The 18,015-nt window shown below is 62.5% G+C and carries 18 protein-coding genes; 16 read left to right on the top strand and 2 right to left on the bottom strand.

What is annotated here, in order from left to right; all coding sequences use genetic code 11:
• Positions 1-14: 14 nt before the first annotated feature.
• From CHB87_RS01885 to CHB87_RS01850, 8 genes are all read left to right on the top strand, one after another.
• Positions 15-1,259 carry a cation:proton antiporter gene (locus tag CHB87_RS01885; protein ID WP_089406680.1) on the top strand — a complete coding sequence of 415 codons (1,245 nt, stop codon included), beginning with the start codon at positions 15-17 and terminating at the stop codon, positions 1,257-1,259.
• A 62-nt stretch (positions 1,260-1,321) separates the two neighbouring features.
• On the top strand, positions 1,322-1,801 hold the full coding sequence (locus tag CHB87_RS01880) for a YybH family protein (protein ID WP_089406679.1): 480 nt from the start codon (positions 1,322-1,324) through the stop codon (positions 1,799-1,801).
• 174 nt (positions 1,802-1,975) lie between these two features.
• Entirely contained in the window at positions 1,976-2,224 is a 249-nt protein-coding gene (locus CHB87_RS01875; RefSeq protein ID WP_089406678.1) for a hypothetical protein, read from the top strand.
• On the top strand, positions 2,217-2,648 hold the full coding sequence (locus tag CHB87_RS01870) for a type II toxin-antitoxin system VapC family toxin (RefSeq protein WP_217896995.1): 432 nt from the start codon (positions 2,217-2,219) through the stop codon (positions 2,646-2,648). The genes CHB87_RS01875 and CHB87_RS01870 overlap by 8 nt, the downstream gene beginning before the upstream one ends.
• A 13-nt stretch (positions 2,649-2,661) precedes the next feature.
• Positions 2,662-3,801: a tRNA guanosine(34) transglycosylase Tgt gene (gene tgt / locus CHB87_RS01865; protein WP_089406676.1), complete on the top strand. Its 1,140-nt coding sequence runs from the start codon at positions 2,662-2,664 to the stop codon at positions 3,799-3,801.
• A 136-nt stretch (positions 3,802-3,937) separates the two neighbouring features.
• A complete protein-coding gene (locus tag CHB87_RS01860; protein WP_089406675.1) occupies positions 3,938-4,444 on the top strand; it encodes a hypothetical protein in 507 nt (168 codons plus the stop codon).
• Positions 4,445-4,694: 250 nt separating this feature from the next.
• Positions 4,695-6,398 carry an RNA polymerase sigma factor RpoD gene (rpoD, locus tag CHB87_RS01855; RefSeq protein WP_089406674.1) on the top strand — a complete coding sequence of 568 codons (1,704 nt, stop codon included), beginning with the start codon at positions 4,695-4,697 and terminating at the stop codon, positions 6,396-6,398.
• A gap of 66 nt (positions 6,399-6,464) precedes the next feature.
• The gene (locus tag CHB87_RS01850) at positions 6,465-7,388 is read left to right on the top strand and encodes a GIY-YIG nuclease family protein (protein ID WP_089406673.1); all 924 of its coding nucleotides are present in this window, start codon (positions 6,465-6,467) and stop codon (positions 7,386-7,388) included.
• Between the two features lie 28 nt (positions 7,389-7,416).
• On the opposite strand, the gene CHB87_RS01845 is transcribed toward CHB87_RS01850, so the two are convergent.
• Both CHB87_RS01845 and CHB87_RS01840 read right to left on the bottom strand, forming a co-directional pair.
• Complete coding sequence (locus CHB87_RS01845; RefSeq protein WP_089407479.1) at positions 7,417-9,738, bottom strand: TIM-barrel domain-containing protein; 2,322 nt, start codon at positions 9,736-9,738, stop codon at positions 7,417-7,419.
• A gap of 169 nt (positions 9,739-9,907) precedes the next feature.
• Entirely contained in the window at positions 9,908-10,834 is a 927-nt protein-coding gene (locus CHB87_RS01840; protein ID WP_089406672.1) for a hypothetical protein, read from the bottom strand.
• 509 nt (positions 10,835-11,343) lie between these two features.
• Here CHB87_RS01840 and yajC point away from each other — a divergent pair.
• The 8 genes from yajC to CHB87_RS01800 all read left to right on the top strand — a co-directional run bounded on the left by yajC (position 11,344) and on the right by CHB87_RS01800 (position 18,000).
• On the top strand, positions 11,344-11,667 hold the full coding sequence (yajC, locus tag CHB87_RS01835) for a preprotein translocase subunit YajC (RefSeq protein WP_245817764.1): 324 nt from the start codon (positions 11,344-11,346) through the stop codon (positions 11,665-11,667).
• A gap of 71 nt (positions 11,668-11,738) precedes the next feature.
• Entirely contained in the window at positions 11,739-13,358 is a 1,620-nt protein-coding gene (secD, locus tag CHB87_RS01830) for a protein translocase subunit SecD (protein WP_089406671.1), read from the top strand.
• Between the two features lie 97 nt (positions 13,359-13,455).
• Positions 13,456-14,418: a protein translocase subunit SecF gene (secF, locus tag CHB87_RS01825; RefSeq protein ID WP_089406670.1), complete on the top strand. Its 963-nt coding sequence runs from the start codon at positions 13,456-13,458 to the stop codon at positions 14,416-14,418.
• A gap of 177 nt (positions 14,419-14,595) precedes the next feature.
• Positions 14,596-15,342 carry an energy transducer TonB gene (locus tag CHB87_RS01820; protein ID WP_089406669.1) on the top strand — a complete coding sequence of 249 codons (747 nt, stop codon included), beginning with the start codon at positions 14,596-14,598 and terminating at the stop codon, positions 15,340-15,342.
• Between the two features lie 219 nt (positions 15,343-15,561).
• Complete coding sequence (locus CHB87_RS01815; RefSeq protein WP_089406668.1) at positions 15,562-16,302, top strand: MotA/TolQ/ExbB proton channel family protein; 741 nt, start codon at positions 15,562-15,564, stop codon at positions 16,300-16,302.
• A gap of 146 nt (positions 16,303-16,448) precedes the next feature.
• Positions 16,449-16,871 (top strand): ExbD/TolR family protein, encoded by a 423-nt coding sequence (locus CHB87_RS01810; protein WP_089406667.1) that lies wholly within the window; start codon positions 16,449-16,451, stop codon positions 16,869-16,871.
• Positions 16,872-16,935: 64 nt separating this feature from the next.
• Positions 16,936-17,370 carry an ExbD/TolR family protein gene (locus CHB87_RS01805; RefSeq protein ID WP_089406666.1) on the top strand — a complete coding sequence of 145 codons (435 nt, stop codon included), beginning with the start codon at positions 16,936-16,938 and terminating at the stop codon, positions 17,368-17,370.
• Between the two features lie 201 nt (positions 17,371-17,571).
• The gene (locus CHB87_RS01800) at positions 17,572-18,000 is read left to right on the top strand and encodes an ExbD/TolR family protein (RefSeq protein WP_089406665.1); all 429 of its coding nucleotides are present in this window, start codon (positions 17,572-17,574) and stop codon (positions 17,998-18,000) included.
• Positions 18,001-18,015: the final 15 nt, after the last annotated feature.

Genomic DNA, 18,015 nt, shown 5'->3' with positions numbered 1-18,015 from the left:
ACTGGTTCCAGACCATGTCCACGCTCGCGCTGATCAGCATCGTCGTCACCGCAACCGCCCTGCTGGCCTGGCTGAACGCGCGTACCCTGCGTCTGCCCATGACGATCGGCATCATGCTGCTGACGATCCTTGGCGCCGTGGTGATGAGTGCGGCGAGCGGCGCCTTTCCCGGCGTACACGACTGGGCCGCGGGCATCGTCGATCGTGTCCGCTTCGAAGACCTGATCTTGCATGGCATGCTGGGGTTGTTGCTCTTCGCCGGTTCGTTCCTGCTGGACCTTCAATACCTGAAGCGCGAGAAGCTGGCCGTGACGCTGCTCGCGCTCTTCGGCACGCTGATTTCGGCAGGAGCGGTCGCTTCGCTGATGTACTGGCTGTTGCCGCTGGTGGGCATGCATCCGCATTGGATCGAGTGCATCTTCTTCGGCGCGCTGATCTCTCCGACCGATCCCATTGCGGTGCTCGAGATGCTGCATCGCACCGGCGTGGCAAAGAACATCCAGGCGCAGCTTGCGGGGGAGTCGCTCTTCAACGACGGTGTCGGCGCGGTGCTGTTTCTCGCCGCTCTCTCCGCTGCGCGCGGATCCCGGCCAACGGCGGGCCACCTTGCCTTGTCGCTGATGTTGCAGTCCGGTGGAGGTCTTCTGCTGGGCGTCGCGCTGGCGTGGTTCACCTCGGAGATGATGCGCCTGTCGGACGCTTACCAGATCGAGATCATGCTGACGCTGTCGCTGGCGCTCGGCGGATACTGCGTTGCGGAGAGCCTGCATGTCTCCGCGCCACTGGAGGCCGTGGCGGCGGGGCTCGCGCTGCGCCGCTTCAATCTGAACCACCACCATGCCGAGATCGCGCACGAGAGCCTCGACCGTTTCTGGACCGTGATCGATGAGATTCAGAATGCTCTGCTCTTCGTGCTGGTAGGGCTGGAGGTGCTGGCGATTCCTTTCAGCGGCCAGACGATGGCCTCGGGCGGCGTCGCGATTGCGGTGGTCACATGCGTCCGCCTGGGCGCGGTCTCGCTGGTGCTCTGGGCGGTGCGTCTGCTGCAGCGCGGGCATGAGACCTCGATCGTGACGCTGACCTGGGGCGGGCTGCGCGGCGGCTTGTCGATCGCGCTGGCGCTCGCCGTGCCGGAGGGCCAGGGCCGCGTCTGGATTCTGGTGACGACTTATGTTGTGGTGGTCTTCTCGATCGTCGTCCAGGGCGGCACGCTCGATATCTTCCTCAAGCGCATGAAGGGCCAGCGCAGGCTCGCTTGACAGCATCGCCGGCTCTGACGAACATCGTCTGAGACCGACACTGTGACTGGAGACCTCGACCTATGCGAATCGCACGCGCGCTGCTTCCGCTGCTGCTCCTTTCGACCGCGATGCTGAACGCCCAGACCCCCGCGGCAGCGAACCAGACCCCCACCGCAAAGGCCATCCTGGCCGTGCTGGACAGGCAGGTCGCCGACTGGAACCGCGGCGATATCGACGCCTTCGCCACGGGCTATAAGAACTCGCCGGACATCCTGTTCATCGGACGCACGATCAATCGCGGCTACGCGGAGATGGTCGCGAACTACCACAAGGGTTATCCGACGAAGGAGCGCATGGGCGTGCTCAGCTTCTCGCAGCTTGAGGTTCAGCCGCTGGACGCGCGCTTCGCCACGGCGACCGGCCACTTCCACATCGAGGCCTCGGCCGCGGCCGGCGGCAACTCCGACGGCTACTTCCTGCTGGTGTGGGAGAAGACGGCCGACGGCTGGAAGGTCGTGCGCGACGATACGACCGGGCTGCCGCAGCCCAAGGCGAAGTAAAGACTCACTTTGCCGCTTCTGCCTGTTCTTGCCTTTCTCGGTAGTCCTCCTCGCAGAGGATTTGTCGTTGTTCTCGTTCAAGTCGTGGGCGGACTCTCGCGCCGCATTGACAGAGCGGAACCGGATTCCCATACTTTAAAATAGCGGTGCGCGGCAAAACAGAGGTGCGCGGCCATGACGATTCAAATCGATATCGACGAAGACGTTCAAGAACTAATCCGGCAGCGCATCGCAAGCGGAGCTTTTCGCGACGCTTCGGAAGTGGTGTCTTTTGCGCTTCGTAATTCCGACGATACGGGCCAACCAAAACCTGTTGATGAAAAGAAAAGCTTTTACCGCCTGATTCGAGAGTCTCCGTTGATGGGTTCAGGTGTCGAATTCGAGCGGATTCAGGGCTTTCCGCGAGAGATCGATTTTGAATAGCTACTTAGTCGACACCAATGCCGTTTCAGAACTGATGAGACCGCACCCCGACCCGCAGGTCGCCGCATGGTTGGATGATACAAATCCAGATTTGCTGTTCGCGAGCGTAATTACGTTCGGCGAGATTCGTCTCGGGATAGAGAAGTTGCCAGCCGGAAAGCGCCGCGCTGAACTGGAAAGCTGGCTTCGCGTTGGAGTCCTGCCTTGGTTCGATAAGAATCTCTTGCCCGTGACCCGCAGTATTGCCGATCGTTGGGGCAAGCTGACGGCGGATGGGCGGCGAAGAGGGTTCACCCTTTCCGCTGGCGACGGTCTCATTGCCGCCACCGCCCTTGAGCACGATCTCACCCTCGTCACGCGCAATGTGAAAGACTTTCAAGGACTGGGCGTAGCGATCTTCAATCCCTGGGAAGACCAGCCCTAGCAAGAGGAATCCCTTGTCCCTGAACTTCCAGCTCCACAACACCACCGCCCCCGGCGGACGCCGCGCCACCCTCACCCTGCCTCACGGCCCGGTGGAGACGCCTGTCTTCATGCCCGTCGGCACCGCCGCCACCGTCAAGGCCGTCCCGCAGGACGTGATGGAGCGCATCGGCCAGAACGGCACGGGCGCGCGGATCATCCTTGCCAACACCTATCACCTCTACCTGCGGCCGGGCCATGAGCTCATCCGCGAGATGGGCGGCGTCCACAAGTTCATGAGCTGGGACCGGCCCATGCTCACCGACTCCGGCGGCTTCCAGGTCTTTTCGCTCTCGAAGCTGCGCAAGATCTCGCCCGAGGGCGTGGAGTTCCGCTCGCACCTCGACGGCAGCAAGCACTTCTTCTCGCCCGAACACTCGATGAAGGTGCAGATCGCGCTCGGCGCCGACATCATGATGGTCTTCGACGAGTGCGTCGAGCACCCCGCCACCTACGAGCGCACGCGCGAGTCCCTCGGCCTGACCCATGCCTGGGCCGCGCGTTCGAAGGCCTACTTCGACGAGCATAAGCACGAGGTTCCCTGGCACGAGGAGCGCGGCGGCCAGCATCAGAACCTCTTCGGCATCGTGCAGGGAGGCATGTACGCGGACCTGCGCAAGGAGTCGGCCGAGCGGCTCGTCGAGATGGACTTTCCCGGCTATGCCATCGGCGGCCTGGCGGTCGGCGAGCCGCGCGAGGTCACCCGCGAGATGATCGCGCGCACGCTCGAATGGCTGCCCAAGGACAAGCCCCGCTACGTCATGGGCGTCGGCTACCCGGACGAGATCGAGGAGTACGCGCGCATGGGCGTCGACATGATGGACTGCGTGCTGCCCACGCGCGCCGGCCGCCACGGCCTCGTCTTCACGCGCAACGAAGACGGCGCGATCGAGCGCCTGAACATCAAGCGCACGGAGAACGCACGCGACCCCCGGCCCATCGACGCCAACTGCACCTGCATGGTCTGCGCCCGCTACACCCGCGCCTACCTGCGGCACCTGTTCACCTCGGGCGAGGCGCTCTCGGCGACGCTGTTGAGCATCCACAACCTCGCGTTCTACCTGGATACGATGACGCGGGTGCGGGCCGATCTCGCCGCATCCCCAGCCGTTTGACCCGCCAACAAGGCGTGTCATGCTGAACGAAGTGAAGGACCCGCGTCTCGCCCGGACCTGTAAGTCTTTCCGGGCCAGGCCTGAATACTCCCAAATGAGTCGTCGCAATACGGCGAAGTTGCTGTAATTTTCCGCCATGCGCAAAATCATCTTCGTGCTTGGCCCCAGCTTCGCTGTGTGGACGGTGGCCGCCCTGGGGCAGGCGCCGTCTCCGGACGGCTCCAACTGGCGGCGTCTTCAGCAACTTCCGCCTCACACCAAGATTCATCTCTCGGCGGATCGAGGCGGCCGTACCTGCACGATCGACCAGGTGGACGAAGAGCAGATCGCCTGTTCGCACAGCGGCATCACCGGCCGCCACAGCTATACCTATGCGCGGTCCGAGGTAAAGAGCGTCAAGCTGGCGCATTACCTCCGGTCGAGCTTTACCGGACTGGCGGCGGGCGGCGCGATAGGCCTTGTCGCCGGCGTCGCCTCCGCTCACGGTCCGCAGTGCAACAACAACAGCCCGGGGTTCTGCCTGAACATCGTCTCGAACGGCACGGTTTGGACGGTCACCACGGTGCTGGGCGCGGTCGTCGGCACGGCCATTGCGGGTCCAACGGACATCACGCGCGGGTCGGCGATCTACCGCCGGCCGTAAGCGCCGACATGAATCTTTTCCACCGCGCAGATAGTCTAAAGAACTGTGTTATTCTGTGATTCGCTGGGGACGTGCGCCTTTGAATGCCCCGATCCTTTGAGATCGACCGGTTTGCCACCGCGGTCCTATACCGCATCCAATCCACCAGCGCCTTACGAAACAACCCAGGGATCGCTCCGTCTGGATGAGTCGGGTCTAGCCCGAATAGCAGCGGCGCCTGAAAATTTTGAGTGCAGGAGTGCGTACAAACGTGGCTGACGAGATTGATAAGTACGACGACGATTTAGACAAGCTGATCGATACAGGCAAGGAAAAAGGCTACCTCACCTACGGTGAAGTGAACGACCTGCTCCCCGGCGACATCACCACGCCCGACGAGCTCGACGACCTGATGACGACTATCAACACCCAGGGCATCGAGCTGGGCTCGGAGTCGCGTCTGGATCGTGACAAGTACGAGCCCGAGGCCGGTGAAGAGGGCGAAGACGTCGAGCTGGACCTCTCGCCCGGCACGCTCGAAAAGACGAACGACCCCGTCCGTATGTACCTGCGCGAGATGGGTACGGTGCCGCTGCTCACCCGCGAGGGCGAGGTGGAGATCGCCAAGCGCATCGAGCGCGGACAGATCCGCGTCATGAAGGCCATCTCCCGTTCGCCGATCGTCATTCGCGAGATCGTCGGTCTGGGCGAGGACCTGCGCCGCGGCGTGCGCAACATCAAGGAAGTGGTCACCTTCGACGAAGAGGAGCTGACGGAAGAGATTCTGCAGTCGCGCGTGCGCGCCACCGTCGCCCGCATCGACGTGATCGTCAAGCACCAGAAGAAGGTCACCGGCCTCGAAGAGAAGCTGGCCGCGCCCGCCGGCAAGGACGCCCGCGCCAAGGCCAAGGAGGTCCGCAAGCTGCGCTGGCTCATCGGCCGCGAGCATGTGTACATCAACCGCGTGGTGCGCGAGTTCAAATACACCAACGGCGAGAAGAAGCGGCTGCTCGACAAGGTCAACAAGACCGTCGACGCGATGCGTACGCTTGAGCGCCAGATCAAGTCGCTGGACGTGAAGTACGAGAACTCGAAGTCCGAGGAGCTGCGCAAGGAGTACAAGCGCCAGCAGAAGAACTGCCGCACCGACCTCGAGCGCGTCGAAGTGGACGCCGGCATCTCCATCGCCGACCTGAAGCGCACCCAGCGCGAGATGATCCAGGGCGACATGGACGCGGAGAAGGCGAAGCGCGAGCTGATCGAGGCCAACCTGCGCCTCGTCGTCTCGATCGCCAAGAAGTACACCAACCGCGGACTGCAGTTCCTCGACCTGATCCAGGAGGGAAACATCGGCCTGATGAAGGCCGTGGACAAGTTCGAGTATCGCCGCGGCTACAAGTTCTCGACCTACGCGACGTGGTGGATTCGTCAGGCCATCACCCGCGCCATCGCAGACCAGGCCCGCACGATCCGCATCCCGGTGCACATGATCGAGACGATCAACAAGCTCATCCGCACCAGCCGCCAGTTGGTGCAGGAGCTTGGCCGCGAGGCGTCGTCTGAGGAGATCGCACGCCGCATGGACATCCCGGTCGCGAAGGTCCGCAAGGTCCTCAAGATCGCGCAGGAGCCCATCTCGCTCGAGACGCCGATCGGTGAAGAGGAAGACTCGCACCTTGGCGACTTCATCGAAGACCGCATGGCCGTCAGCCCGTCCGACGCCGTGATCGCGGTCAACCTGAAGGAGTACACCAGCCAGGTTCTCCGCACCCTGACCCCGCGCGAAGAGCGCGTGATCAAGATGCGCTTCGGCCTCGAAGACGGCTCGGAGCACACGCTCGAAGAGGTCGGCCAGAGCTTCCAGGTAACGCGCGAGCGCATCCGGCAGATAGAGGCCAAGGCCCTGCGCAAGCTCCGCCACCCGAGCCGCAGCAGGAAGCTGAAGGCGTTCGTCGATGGGGTGAAGGAAGCGTAAACAGCAGAACGCATGAAAGGGCCCGCCAAATTCGGCGGGCCTTTTCTCTTCAAGTAAGGTGGAATCATGTCGAACGGCAGAACTATAAAACTGTTTCTGGTGGATGGGACACCACTTGGCTTGGTAACCGCAGAGATTCCTAACTGGACTGGGCACATATTAAGTGCTCCGCGTACCCGCCTTAGCGAGGCGCTTTCGCGTGACGAAGCTGGCCGGACCGGAATCTATTTTCTAGTCGGAGAAGAAGCGGGTCGCCTCAAAGTCTACGTCGGTGAGGGAGATTGCATCTCCGTTCGGATTAAAGCTCATGCAAAAGATGAGGATAAAGAATTTTGGGAGCGTGTCTGCCTCGTAACATCAAAGGACTTCAATCTCACCAAAGCGCATGTTCGTTATCTAGAAAGCAGACTTGTGGAGATAACGGCTGCAAATAGCAGGGCAGATGTCATCAACGCCACCCAGCCAATAGGCGGTAGTTTGCCCGAAAGTGATCGTGCAGACATGGAATTTTTTGTTGCGCAGCTACAAATGATCCTCCCAACTCTGGGGCTAAATTTCTTGAGTCCCAAGCCTGCACTGCCCGACGTCTCGCCGGTTTCTCCAATGATGATCCCCAGCGAGCTTCCGGTTAGTCCAGCAGCAGCCACAGCCGGTGCAGTTGAATTATTTTTGTCTCATGCCAGCACCGGGGTGCAGGCAAGGGCGGTTGACGTCGACGGTGAGCTAACTGTCCTCAAAGGATCACTCGGCACAACGCAGCAAAACGCCCAGAATTCCTATGGCGGGTTGAGAGAGCAGCTCATATTGGCTGGAAAACTTCAAATTATCGGAGGAGATAAGACGGAATTCATTGAAGATGTCGTATTCCCGAGTGCATCCGCCGCAGCTGCAGTCATAAATAATCGCAATTCCGCTGGTCCACGAGAATGGAAGCTCAGGAACGGGCTGACGTTGCGAGAGTGGCGAGACAGTCTCATTGATCTCAAATAGACAAGGTGAATCGCGATAGAGTAGTTGGTTACTGCCAGCTCACCGCGCTCGCCGCCGAGTGGTCGAACTCGATATACGCGTCGCCATGCGCGTCCGTCTGCACGGAGACGGCCGTACCATTCACAGTCGCCGAGTGTGGGTGCGAGAACTTCCAGCGCAGGATGATATGCGCCGCCGCGTCGCCAGCGATGTTCAGCGTATCGCCTGAGCGGACAACCGTGCGGCCTTCGAAGTCCGTGATGCTGGTGGCCGTGCTTGCCGCCGCGCCGAGCAGTTCATACACCCGCCGGTCGTCGAGCGACTTAATCTCCTTGTTGCCGGACTCCGACTGCGGGACGAGGGTCATCACGTCCTCGGGAATCTTCGGCAGGATCGTTCCTGCTTTGGCGTAGACGGGGATCGCATCGAGCGGCGCCTTTGCGACAACCACCTTGCCCCCGCCGACCGGCTCGCCCGTCCAGAAATCGACCCACTCGCCCGCCGGCAGGTAGACCGCGCGCGAGGTGTTCTCGTCGATCACCGGCGCGACCAGCAGGTCTGGGCCGAACATATACTCATCCTTGGTGACGCGGGCGCGTTCGTCGTTCTGATGCTCCAGCACCAGCGCGCGCATGATCGGCATGCCGGTCTTCGCCGCCGTCTGCGCCGCTGCGTAGCGGTAGGGGAACATCGACATGTGCAGGATGGAGTAGCGCTTGTAAGCGTCGAGCGCAGCGGTTCCGCCGGCGTTCCGGTCGAAGTTCCACGGGCTGATGTTGGCCGTGCTCATCACCTCCATCAGCGGCGAGAACGTCGCATACTCCGTCCAGCGCATCAGCAGCCGCGCGTCCGGCGTCGTCGAGGTGGCGAGGTAGCCGCCCAGGTCCGCCGCCCACAGCGGCATGCCCGACAGCCCCGCGCCCAGCCCGGCCGTCACCACCGTTGGCAGGCCGTTCTCCGGGCTGAAGCTCGCCTCGTTGTCCCCGCCCCACAGAAAGCCGATGCCGTTCGCGCCAGTCGAGACCGACCGTGCGAAGAGGACGCCGTTTCCCTTCAAGTCCTTTTGAATCAACTCCTCGACCGCGTTGTTGTACAGAACCCCGTACTTGTTTCGCATCAGCCGCGGGTCGGTTCCGTCGGCGAACTTTACCGGCCCCAGAAAGGCGCCCTCGGCGTCGTCGTCCTTGAAGCCGTCGGCTCCGGCGGCGATCGCCTGGCGAAGCTGATCCTGCCACCAGCGCTTTGCACGCGGATTGGTGAAGTCGATCAGCGAGCCCTCACCCTTCCACCAGTGGCCCACGTACGGGCCGCCGTCGATGCTCTTCACGAAGTAGCCGTTCTCGGCGGCCTCCGCGTAGGTCTCGGCAGCGGGGTTCATCTTGTCGGCGAAGCCCGTCTCCTTCGGCGTGTCGGACTTCGAGTTGATCCACGACGTATGCCAGAGCACCATCTTGTAGCCCTGCTCGTGCAGGTGCTTCACCATCGCGGGCGCGTCGTCGAACTGCTTCGGATTGAACTTGTAGTCGTTGTAGCTCGTCGTCCAGGGCGAATCGATCAGGATGACGCTCGCCGGCAGGCCGAGTTCGCGCATCTTGTCAATATCCTCCATCACCTCGGCCTGCGACTGGTGGAAGTCGCGCGACTTCCACGGCGCAAAGGCCCAGTAAGGCGGCAGAACGGCGCGGCCCGCCAGCGCGGTGAAGTGCTCGAGGATCTCCGGAAAGCGCGGGCCGGTGAAGAGCACGATGCGCAGCTTCTCGGCGGCCACGTCGACGAGGATGTCCGTCCGGCTGACCACGTTCAGGTCGAAGGTGGCTTCGGCGGCCGTGTCCAGCCAGAGGCCGTAGCCTGTGGTCGACATGAAGAAAGGAATAGGCTTATAGGTCGTCGTGCCCTTCGGCCCGGCGTCGTCCTGGGACGAGTTCCGCAGGATCGTATGCGCGTGGTTCAGCGCATCGAAGTGCTCGCCCAACCCGTAGTAGGCGGCTGCGTCCGCGATGCGGAAGCGCCAGTAACCCACGGCGTACGCGACCGAGGTCAGCTCGTAGACGCCCGGCGCCAACTGCTTCAGGTGAATCTTCGAGGTGGAGACCGGTTCGCCGTTGAAGTCGAAGTCGCGAATCTGCAGCGGCCCCGGATCCTTCACCTCGCGCGAAAGCACCTTGCCCGGCAGATTCAGCGCGATGGTGTCCTCGTCCTTGCGGATGAAGCCTTCGACCGGCGTCTCGTTGCGCGGAGCTGCGGGCGCGGCGGTCGCGCTATCCGGTGTGATGTCCGCCGGAACGGGCTTCTGCGCCGGCGCGGCGTCCTGGGCGAAGCCTGCCGCCGAGCTCAACGTAAGTGCCGCCGTAAGAAGCCAACGTGCCCGCATCTGATCCGCCATAGACCCCATTTTCTTAGCCCTTCCGTTCGGGTGACCCATCCTTCCGGCGTGCTGCCGGAAGATTGGGATGTAATATGCCCGAGCCTGTTCCGTCCCACCCTTCGCTCAAAGGCGCGCGAAGGATGGGATGCCCACGCATGGATGGGGCATGCGGAGCTTACATGTTGGTGTGGCCGCCGCGCATCTCTTCGTTGAAGCTGGGCTTGATCGCCGCCAGCGCCGCCGCGACCTCAGCCCGGTACTCGGCGTCACGCGCCATCAGGCTGGCCGTCGGCATGGCGAAGCCATCGGCGCCAAGCTCGATCAGGCCCTTGCCGGCGAGCGCCTCGGCGTTCTTCTTCAGCTCGTCGAGCGTCGTGTTCAGGTACTGGGCGTCGCGTGGGTCGAGCAGCCATACCGGCTCGCCCGCGCCCAGCACGCCCGACAGCCAGAAGGTCTTCGCCGCCAGAAAGCGCGTGCGCTCCTGCTCGGTCGTGTCGTTGAAGCTGAACTTGCCTGTCTTGACCGAGTAGTAGCGCGTGGTCACCGGCACGGGCTGACGATTGCCGCTCTTCACCAGCTCCAACTGCCCCTGGTCCATCGTCTTGCGGACGGCGTTGTAGATGAAGCCCTCGGCGAACGGCTGCTCCGGCGCCTTCACGACCGCGCGGAAGGTGACCGTCATGGAGGCCGAGATCTTCGCATGCAGAATGCCGTCGCCGCCGTCGGCCAGGTTCACCTGTCCGTGAACGAGCGAGGTGTCCGCCCCGGCCGACGAGTCGTGAAACGGCCAGGCGAACTGCGAGAAGGTAAGCGGCAGACCGTTCAGCGTGAGGTAGGCATCCGGCCGCGGATTGCGCATCCGCACCGCAGCCTCGGCCAGCCATGCGGCCAGCCCGTCGGCAAAGTCGAAGCTCTGCGAGAGTTCGAGCTGCAGGGTCCTGGCCGGATTCGCGGCCAGCGCCAGAACGAACCGGGTGGTCGGCGCGCCGGAGATGGCGGTCGCCGGCTCGGCGGAGAGGACGGTCAACCCTGCGGCTGCCGCGGCGGCGGCCACCTGGGCGGGGAGTGCGGTGTTCGGTGCGGCGATCGTAAGCTGGCTCATCGAAAAATCATCCTGCGACGCGCTCGGAAAGCTGCGTCGTGTTAAGGGCACGGCTTCAGCCGTGCAGATACCGTCGTTGTCTTGCGGCTTCAGCCGCTAAGGTACGCTTGCGGGTCACAAACGCAAACCGTACCTCAGCGGCTAAAGCCGCCCTGCTGCTGAAATCTCTACGGCACGGCTGAAGCCGTGCCCTTAACGAAGGACGAAGCCCCATGCCTCGCCCGCTCAATCAACCTCATTCTACCGGCGCGAACACTCCACTGGCAGGCGCAAACCACCGATTTCCACCACTCGCCGCAGTCTTCCACCATATATAGATGCTCGGCGCATTCAATCCCGCGCAGATTCCTTGACAGGGAGCAACCGGTACGCGATGCTTAACCCCTAGCAACCTTTTCCACAACGGCGGAGCTGTGTCTCTTGCCTCCGGTTGCAACGTCTCCAGAAAGAAACTGGCAGCCGTCCTCTGCGAAATCGCAGGCGCGGTCGCCCGATTGGTATCGACCGAAGTGAATCTCCTGGCAACATGGCTTTTTCAGAGCGTTGGCGGCTTCAATCTGTCCAGCCTCACGAGCATCGCTCCGCTCGTCCTGATGTTTGTGGCGTTTTACTTCCTGCTCATCGTGCCCAACCAGCGCAAGCAGAAGACCTGGGCCGCCATGCTCGCGGCGCTGAAGAGCGGCGACCGCGTCACCACCAACGGCGGCCTGCGCGGCACGATCCTGCAGGTAAAGGACGATACCGTCACGCTGCGGCTGCCGCCCGACGGCCTCAAGGTCGAGGTCGTTAAGAGCGCCATCGCCACCGTGACGACGGACGAGCCCGCCAAGTAGCCCGGCGACCGCCGAAGACATTCGCGACAACGATTTTCCCGAACCTTTATATAGACTGAGAAACTTTCATCATGGGCAAGAACCTCACCGGAAAAACGGTCTCCATCTTCATCGTCATCGCCATCTTCACCTACGGCATCTTCTTCGGCACGAATCTGCCGCATAAGGGCTCGCTGAAGTCGATCCTGACGGACAATATCCACCTGGGACTCGACCTGAAGGGCGGCACGCACCTCGTGCTCGCTGTCCACGTGGAAGAGGCGATCGGCAGCACGACCGACCGCGACGTGGCGCGTCTCGAGGCCGACATGCAGGGCCAGCAGATGCCCGGCACGGTCGCGAAGCTCGACTCCGCCCACCCCGAGGTCATCACGGTGAAGGGCGTTCCCCCGGCCAAGAGCAGCGACTTCCGCTCGCTCGTCGGCGGCCAGACCTACACCGACTATGCCGTCGCGCCGCAGACCGATGGCAGCTACAAGCTGACCATGACCCAGCGCGCGATGGAAGACCTGAAGACCCGCACGCTCGACACCTCCATCGAGACCATCCGCGAGCGCATCGACAAGCTCGGCGTCTCCGAGCCGGTCATCGCGAAGTACGGTCTGGGCGACAACCAGATCGTCGTCGAGCTGCCCGGCGTCGACGATCCGGCTCGCGTCGAAGATATCATTCAGTCCACGGCCAAGCTGGCCATCCACGCCGTTCTGCCCAACGGCCCGTGGGCCAGCGACGCCGAGGCGATGACCGGACTGCAGGGCGTCGTTCCGCCGGACGCCATGCTCGTCCACGGCACAGGCTCCGCCGGAGCTCCGGACATGGTCTACGAGCTGAAGCGCGCCTCCGAGGTCGAAGGCACGGACTTCCGCGATGCCCAGCCCTCGCAGGATATCAACGGCCGCCCGAACATCTCCTTCACCCTCACCACCGAGGCCGGCGACCGCTTCTTCAAGTACACCGACGCCCACAAGCAGGGCAGCGCCGACCCCGGCGCCATGGCCATCGTCCTCGACAACAAGGTGCGTGAGGTTGCGAGCATCCAGTCCGGCATCCGCGACCGCGGCGAGATCACCGGCGCCTTCACCCGCCAGCAGGCCGACGACCTCTCGCTGATGCTCCGCACCGGCGCTCTGCCGGCCTCGATCTCTTACATCGAAACCCGCACGGTCGGCCCGTCGCTCGGCGCGGCCTCCATCCGCCAGGGCGTCGTCGCGGCCGTCGCCGGCATGCTCGCCGTCATGGTCTTCATGCTGATCTACTATCGCGGCTCGGGCATCAACGCGGACTTGGCGCTGCTGCTCAACCTGCTGATTCTGCTCGGCTTCATGGGCTTCTCGCACGCGACCCTGACGCTGCCGGGCATCGCGGGTGTGATCCTCACCATCGGTATGGGCGTCGACTCGAACGTGCTCATCTTCGAGCGTATCCGTGAAGAGCTCCGCGCCGGCAAGACCGCCGCCGCCGCCGTCAAGGAAGGCTTCGACCACGCCTGGATCACGATCGTCGACACCCACGTCACGACCATCGTCTCGGCCGCGATTCTGTTCCTCTTCGGCACCGGCCCGGTCAAGGGATTTGCCGTCACACTGACCTTCGGTCTGCTCGCCAACCTGTTCACGGCCGTCTACGTCTCGCGCCTCATCTTCGACTCGCACCTCCGGAACAAGGAGCGCGGCGCCGCCCTGTCGATCTAAGCCTTTTGTTTGTCATCCTTCGCGCAGCGGAGGATCTGCTTCTGTTCTCATCTTTAGATTTGCGGGCCGCCCTCAAAAGCCCCGCCGAGGTTACAACGTGGAACTGTTTCGTCAAACGAACATCGACTGGCTGGGGAAGAAGTGGTTCTTCCTTGGCTTCTCTCTCATCTTCTCCGTCGCCGGAGTCCTCTCCATGCTCTTCTGGCACGGCATCCCCAAGGGCGTGGACTTCAAGGGCGGCACCGCGATCCGCGTGAAGTTTGACTCCGCGCCGAACGAGGACCACCTGCGCTCGGCCATGGATCGCGCCGGCATCAAGGACTTCCGCATCCAGCGCATCGGCTCGGCCGTCGGCGAAAACGCCGTCAACGAGGAGATGATCTCGCTGCCCGAGTCCACCGCCTCCGACGCGAACCACGACGCAGGCCGCGCCGCCGTGCAGTCCGCGCTGACCTCGAACTTCCACGACACCGGCTTCTCTATCCAGCAGGTCGAGATCGTCGGACCCACCGCCGGCAAGCAGTTGCAGAAGCAGGCCCTCTACGCGACGCTCTACTCGCTGGTCGGCATGCTGGTCTACCTCTGGTTCCGGTTCGAGCTGATCTATGGCGTGGCTGCGGTTGTGGCCGTGTTCCACGACACGCTCATCACCGTCGGCGCCTTCTCGCTCACCAACCAGGAGATCACCCTGACGGTCATCGCGGCCATCCTGACCCTCATCGGTTACTCGATGAACGACACCGTCGTCGTCTTCGACCGTATCCGCGAGAACCTGGCGCTCAGCCGCCGCGAGACGCTCTCCGAGGTCGTCAACCGGTCCATCAACCAGACGCTGAGCCGGACCGTGCTCTCCTCGGGCCTGACCTTCCTCACCGTCCTCTGCATCTTCCTCTTCGGCGGCGAGGTGCTGCACGGCTTCTCGTTCGCGCTGGTGATCGGTATTTTGATCGGAACCTACTCGTCGATCGCGGTCGCCGCGCCGATGCTGGTGGCCTATCAGGACTGGCGCGCCAGCAAGGGCAAGCGCGCGACCCTGCCCGCGGGTCGTGTTCGGGCATAGTTTGCACCGGCGCCGGGGCAGTTTCGTCTCACAGAATCAAAGCATTAGGCTTAATCGCGGATTCGATGCAAAATAATTCAAACGATATGCAACTTGGGGCTCCGGATCGGGAACAAATCTGGAGCCCCTGGTGTCTAAACAAGACAGCACCGATCTTTCGCAACTCCGAGGCTGCCCATGTTTGAAGATTCCTTAGTCGATTCCGGCGGAAAACTTAAGACAAATTCTCAGAAGTGGATGATTGCCACCTTTGCTTTCAACGGCATTCTCATCTGCGTCATGATTTTGATCCCGCTCATCAATCCGGAGGCGCTCCCGAAGACCGCGATGACAGCCATGCTCTCCGCGCCTCCTCCGCCTCCGCCCCCGCCTCCGCCGCCACCTCCGGCCGCCGTGGTGAAGGTCATCCCGCATGTCAGCGAGATTGACTCGGGTCTGCATGCGCCGACCAAGATCCCCAAGAAGATTGAAATGATCAAAGAGGACGCAGCTCCTCCGCCGCAGGTTGCCGGTGTCGCGGGTATGTCCGGCATGACCGGCGGCTCGGCTGGCGGCATCGCCGGCGGCGTCCTTGGCGGCATGGGTTCCGCTCCCACCCCGGTGGTTCGCGCGGCGCCGGAGAAGCCGAAGGGTCCGCAGCGCGTCTCGGGCGGCGTCATGCAGGGTTCGATCCTGCAGAAGACGACCCCGGTCTACCCGCCGATCGCACGTGCGGCTCACGTCTCGGGCGCGGTTGTTCTGCACGCGATCATCTCGAAGACGGGCTCGATCGAAAATCTTCAGGTCATCAGCGGTCCTGAGATGCTGCGCGCAAGCGCGCTGGACGCCGTGAAGCAGTGGCGTTACAAGCCGTATCTTCTCAATGGTGAGCCGACGGAGGTCGACACCACCGTGACGGTCAACTTCAACTTCGGCGGAAACTAGCACTCGCTAGCCGGGTTTCCCGAAAAGGTTCTTCCCGTAGCACTCCCTGCCGGAAACGTCGGCAGGGAGTATAAGATCAACCAGCTTGGATCGAGGCTAAAGTCTCAACATCCTTGTAGCTCTTGGCCTTCACGGGCTTTAGACTTTTGTTTCACCGCAACCGCGAAGTTCTGAAAAACGAAGTTTAGATCCAGACTTTATCTCGGAGGAAACACTCAAGTGATTCTCGCTCATCTCGCAAACGCCTCGCTCGCCCACGTCACCGCCTCCCTCGCCATGTTCCAGGAAGCGAACAGCTTCTCGCTCCTCTCCATGTGGGCCAGCATGAGCTGGATTCCGCGCGGCATCGTCATCATCCTGTTCATCATGTCGATCTGGTCGCTGGCTGTCATGATCGATCGCGCGCTGTACTTCTCGGCCGCCCGCACCCAGTCGCGCGAGTTCGCGCCCAAGGTTGCCGGCGCTCTGAAGGAAGGCCGTCTGGATGAGGCGATCAAGGTTGCCGACCGTTCGAAGAAGTCGCACCTCGCCGAGGTTGTCACCGCCGGTCTGCAGGAGTTCCGCAGCTTCGGTGGCGGCGGTTCCATCTCGGAGGCCCAGATCGAGTCGTCGCAGCGCGCCCTCGAGCGTTCGGAGGCGATCGTTCACTCCAAGCTGAAGCGTGGCCTCGGCAGCCTGGCGACCATCGGTTCGACCGCGCCGTTCATCGGCCTGCTCGGCACCGTCATCGGTATTCTCAACGCGTTCCAGTCGATCGCTGCTTCGAAGGCGACCGGTATCGGCGCAGTCGCCGGCGGTATCTCGGAGGCTCTCGTTACGACCGCCTTCGGTCTGATCGTCGCCATCCCGGCCGTTATGTGCTTCAACTACTTCACCAACAAGGTTGAGGCGTTCGACGTCGAGATGGACAACTCTTCCTCCGAGCTGGTCGACTACTTCATCAAGCAGAGCCACCGCTAAACACCCGTAGCACCTGAGCGAGAATCACCTGGGCCCGGTTCGGACGTTCGCAGGATCGTCCGGACCGGGAAGCCGGTTCCGCCAGGGTAAGGCCGCAGCAAAGTTAGAGCTCGAATGCCCGGACAACCCGGACGGAGTGTTAGCACATGGGAATCAATAAGCGCGACGAAGGCAAAAAGGTCAATTCAAACATCAACGTCACCCCCATGGTGGACGTGATGCTTGTACTCCTGATCATCTTCATGGTCATCACGCCCATGCTGAACAACAAGGTAAACGTCGATCTGCCGGTGGCCGTGGCCGCTGTCGCGATGGAAGACGCCAACAAGGAAGATGCCGTGACGGTCGCGGTCACCCGCGACGGACATATCTTCCTCGGTGGCGACTCGATCACGGTCGACGAGATGGGCACCAAGATTGCCGCCAAGCTCGAGAACAAAACCAGCAAGGAAGTCTTCCTCCGCGCCGATGGCCGTTCCAACTACGGCAAGGTGATGGATGCGGTCGACGGTATCCGCGCAGCCGGCGTCAGCCAGCTCGGGATGCTGACGGAGCGCAAGGACAACTAAGTACGGTCAAGCACAAAGGTCAGCAGCCGAGAGCGTATAGCCCGGCCGCAAAAGGAGAATCGCTATGGGAATGGGTGGTGGAGGTACAGGCGGGTCAGTTTCGGAGATTAACGTGACTCCGCTGATCGACGTTCTTCTGGTGCTGTTGATCATCTTCATGGTCATCGTGCCGGTAACCCCGAAGGGTCTTGAGGCGCTGGTTCCCCAGCCGCCGAAGAACAAGACCCAGGATCAGCCGGAGAACGACCGCACGATCGTTGTGCAGGTTCAGGCCAACGGCGCGCAGACCTCGTACAAGATCAACGAGGACTCGTTCAACAAGGCGGACATCGAACCGAAGCTGGCGGCGATCTTCGCGACTCGCCAAGAGAAGGTCATGTTCGTCAAGGGCGATAAGGACCTCGACTACAGCAAGGTCTCCGAGGTCATCGACTTCGGCAAGCAGGCTGGCGTCGATAACATCGGTCTGATCACCCCGCGGGTCGAATCGGGCCAGTAGTCTTCGGTTCACACGGCCAGAGTCCCCACAGTCGCAGGATTGTGGGGACTCGTCCGTTTCAAATCCTGCTGCGCTGCCAACTCCGCTCGTCCCGGAGCGCCTGTCGCCGCCCACCTCCGCACCGCTCACACGCCTTCCACTCGCCAGCTTCGCATGACCCGCCCGGGTCGCAACCGGCTAGAGATACGAAGGAGCAACGCCATGAGCATGAGCGCAGGCAGCACGCACGATTCCGTCTCCGAGATCAACGTCACCCCGCTGATCGATGTTTTACTCGTCCTGCTGATCATCTTCATGGTGATCGTCCCTGTCGCGCCGCGTGGGCTGGAAGCGCTTGTCCCGCAGGCGCCGAAGTCGTCCGCAGCTCCCGAGACAACGCCGGAGCGGACAATCGTCGTGCAGGTGCTGACCTCCGCCGGGAGTCCCGTCTACAAGATCAACGACCAGAGCTTCGCACAGTCGGAGCTTCTCCCGAAGCTGGCCGCGATCTTTGCAACGCGGCAGGACAAGGCGATGTTTGTGCAGGGGGATAAGGATCTGGACTACAGCAGGGTCGCCGAGATGATCGATCTTGGGCGGCAGGCGGGCGCGGACCGAATTGGGCTGCTAACGCCGGGGGCACGGCCCTAGGAAACTAGAACGCCG

The organism is Granulicella rosea, from assembly GCF_900188085.1.
Lineage (GTDB): Bacteria > Acidobacteriota > Terriglobia > Terriglobales > Acidobacteriaceae > Edaphobacter > Edaphobacter rosea.
This window is presented reverse-complemented; position numbering and strand designations above follow the sequence as displayed.

What these genes read in the sequence shown, in the direction of transcription:
- CHB87_RS01820 (WP_089406669.1), top strand. Translation starts at nt 14,596, where the DNA reads ATGTTTGAAGATTCCTTAGTCGATTCCGGCGGAAAACTTAAGACAAAT.
- CHB87_RS01880 (WP_089406679.1), top strand. Translation starts at nt 1,322, where the DNA reads ATGCGAATCGCACGCGCGCTGCTTCCGCTGCTGCTCCTTTCGACCGCG.
- CHB87_RS01805 (WP_089406666.1), top strand. Translation starts at nt 16,936, where the DNA reads ATGGGAATGGGTGGTGGAGGTACAGGCGGGTCAGTTTCGGAGATTAAC.
- CHB87_RS01875 (WP_089406678.1), top strand. Translation starts at nt 1,976, where the DNA reads ATGACGATTCAAATCGATATCGACGAAGACGTTCAAGAACTAATCCGG.
- CHB87_RS01850 (WP_089406673.1), top strand. Translation starts at nt 6,465, where the DNA reads ATGTCGAACGGCAGAACTATAAAACTGTTTCTGGTGGATGGGACACCA.
- CHB87_RS01885 (WP_089406680.1), top strand. Translation starts at nt 15, where the DNA reads ATGTCCACGCTCGCGCTGATCAGCATCGTCGTCACCGCAACCGCCCTG.
- secD (WP_089406671.1), top strand. Translation starts at nt 11,739, where the DNA reads ATGGGCAAGAACCTCACCGGAAAAACGGTCTCCATCTTCATCGTCATC.
- CHB87_RS01845 (WP_089407479.1), bottom strand. Translation starts at nt 9,738, where the DNA reads ATGCGGGCACGTTGGCTTCTTACGGCGGCACTTACGTTGAGCTCGGCG.
- CHB87_RS01810 (WP_089406667.1), top strand. Translation starts at nt 16,449, where the DNA reads ATGGGAATCAATAAGCGCGACGAAGGCAAAAAGGTCAATTCAAACATC.
- CHB87_RS01800 (WP_089406665.1), top strand. Translation starts at nt 17,572, where the DNA reads ATGAGCATGAGCGCAGGCAGCACGCACGATTCCGTCTCCGAGATCAAC.
- CHB87_RS01860 (WP_089406675.1), top strand. Translation starts at nt 3,938, where the DNA reads ATGCGCAAAATCATCTTCGTGCTTGGCCCCAGCTTCGCTGTGTGGACG.
- CHB87_RS01840 (WP_089406672.1), bottom strand. Translation starts at nt 10,834, where the DNA reads ATGAGCCAGCTTACGATCGCCGCACCGAACACCGCACTCCCCGCCCAG.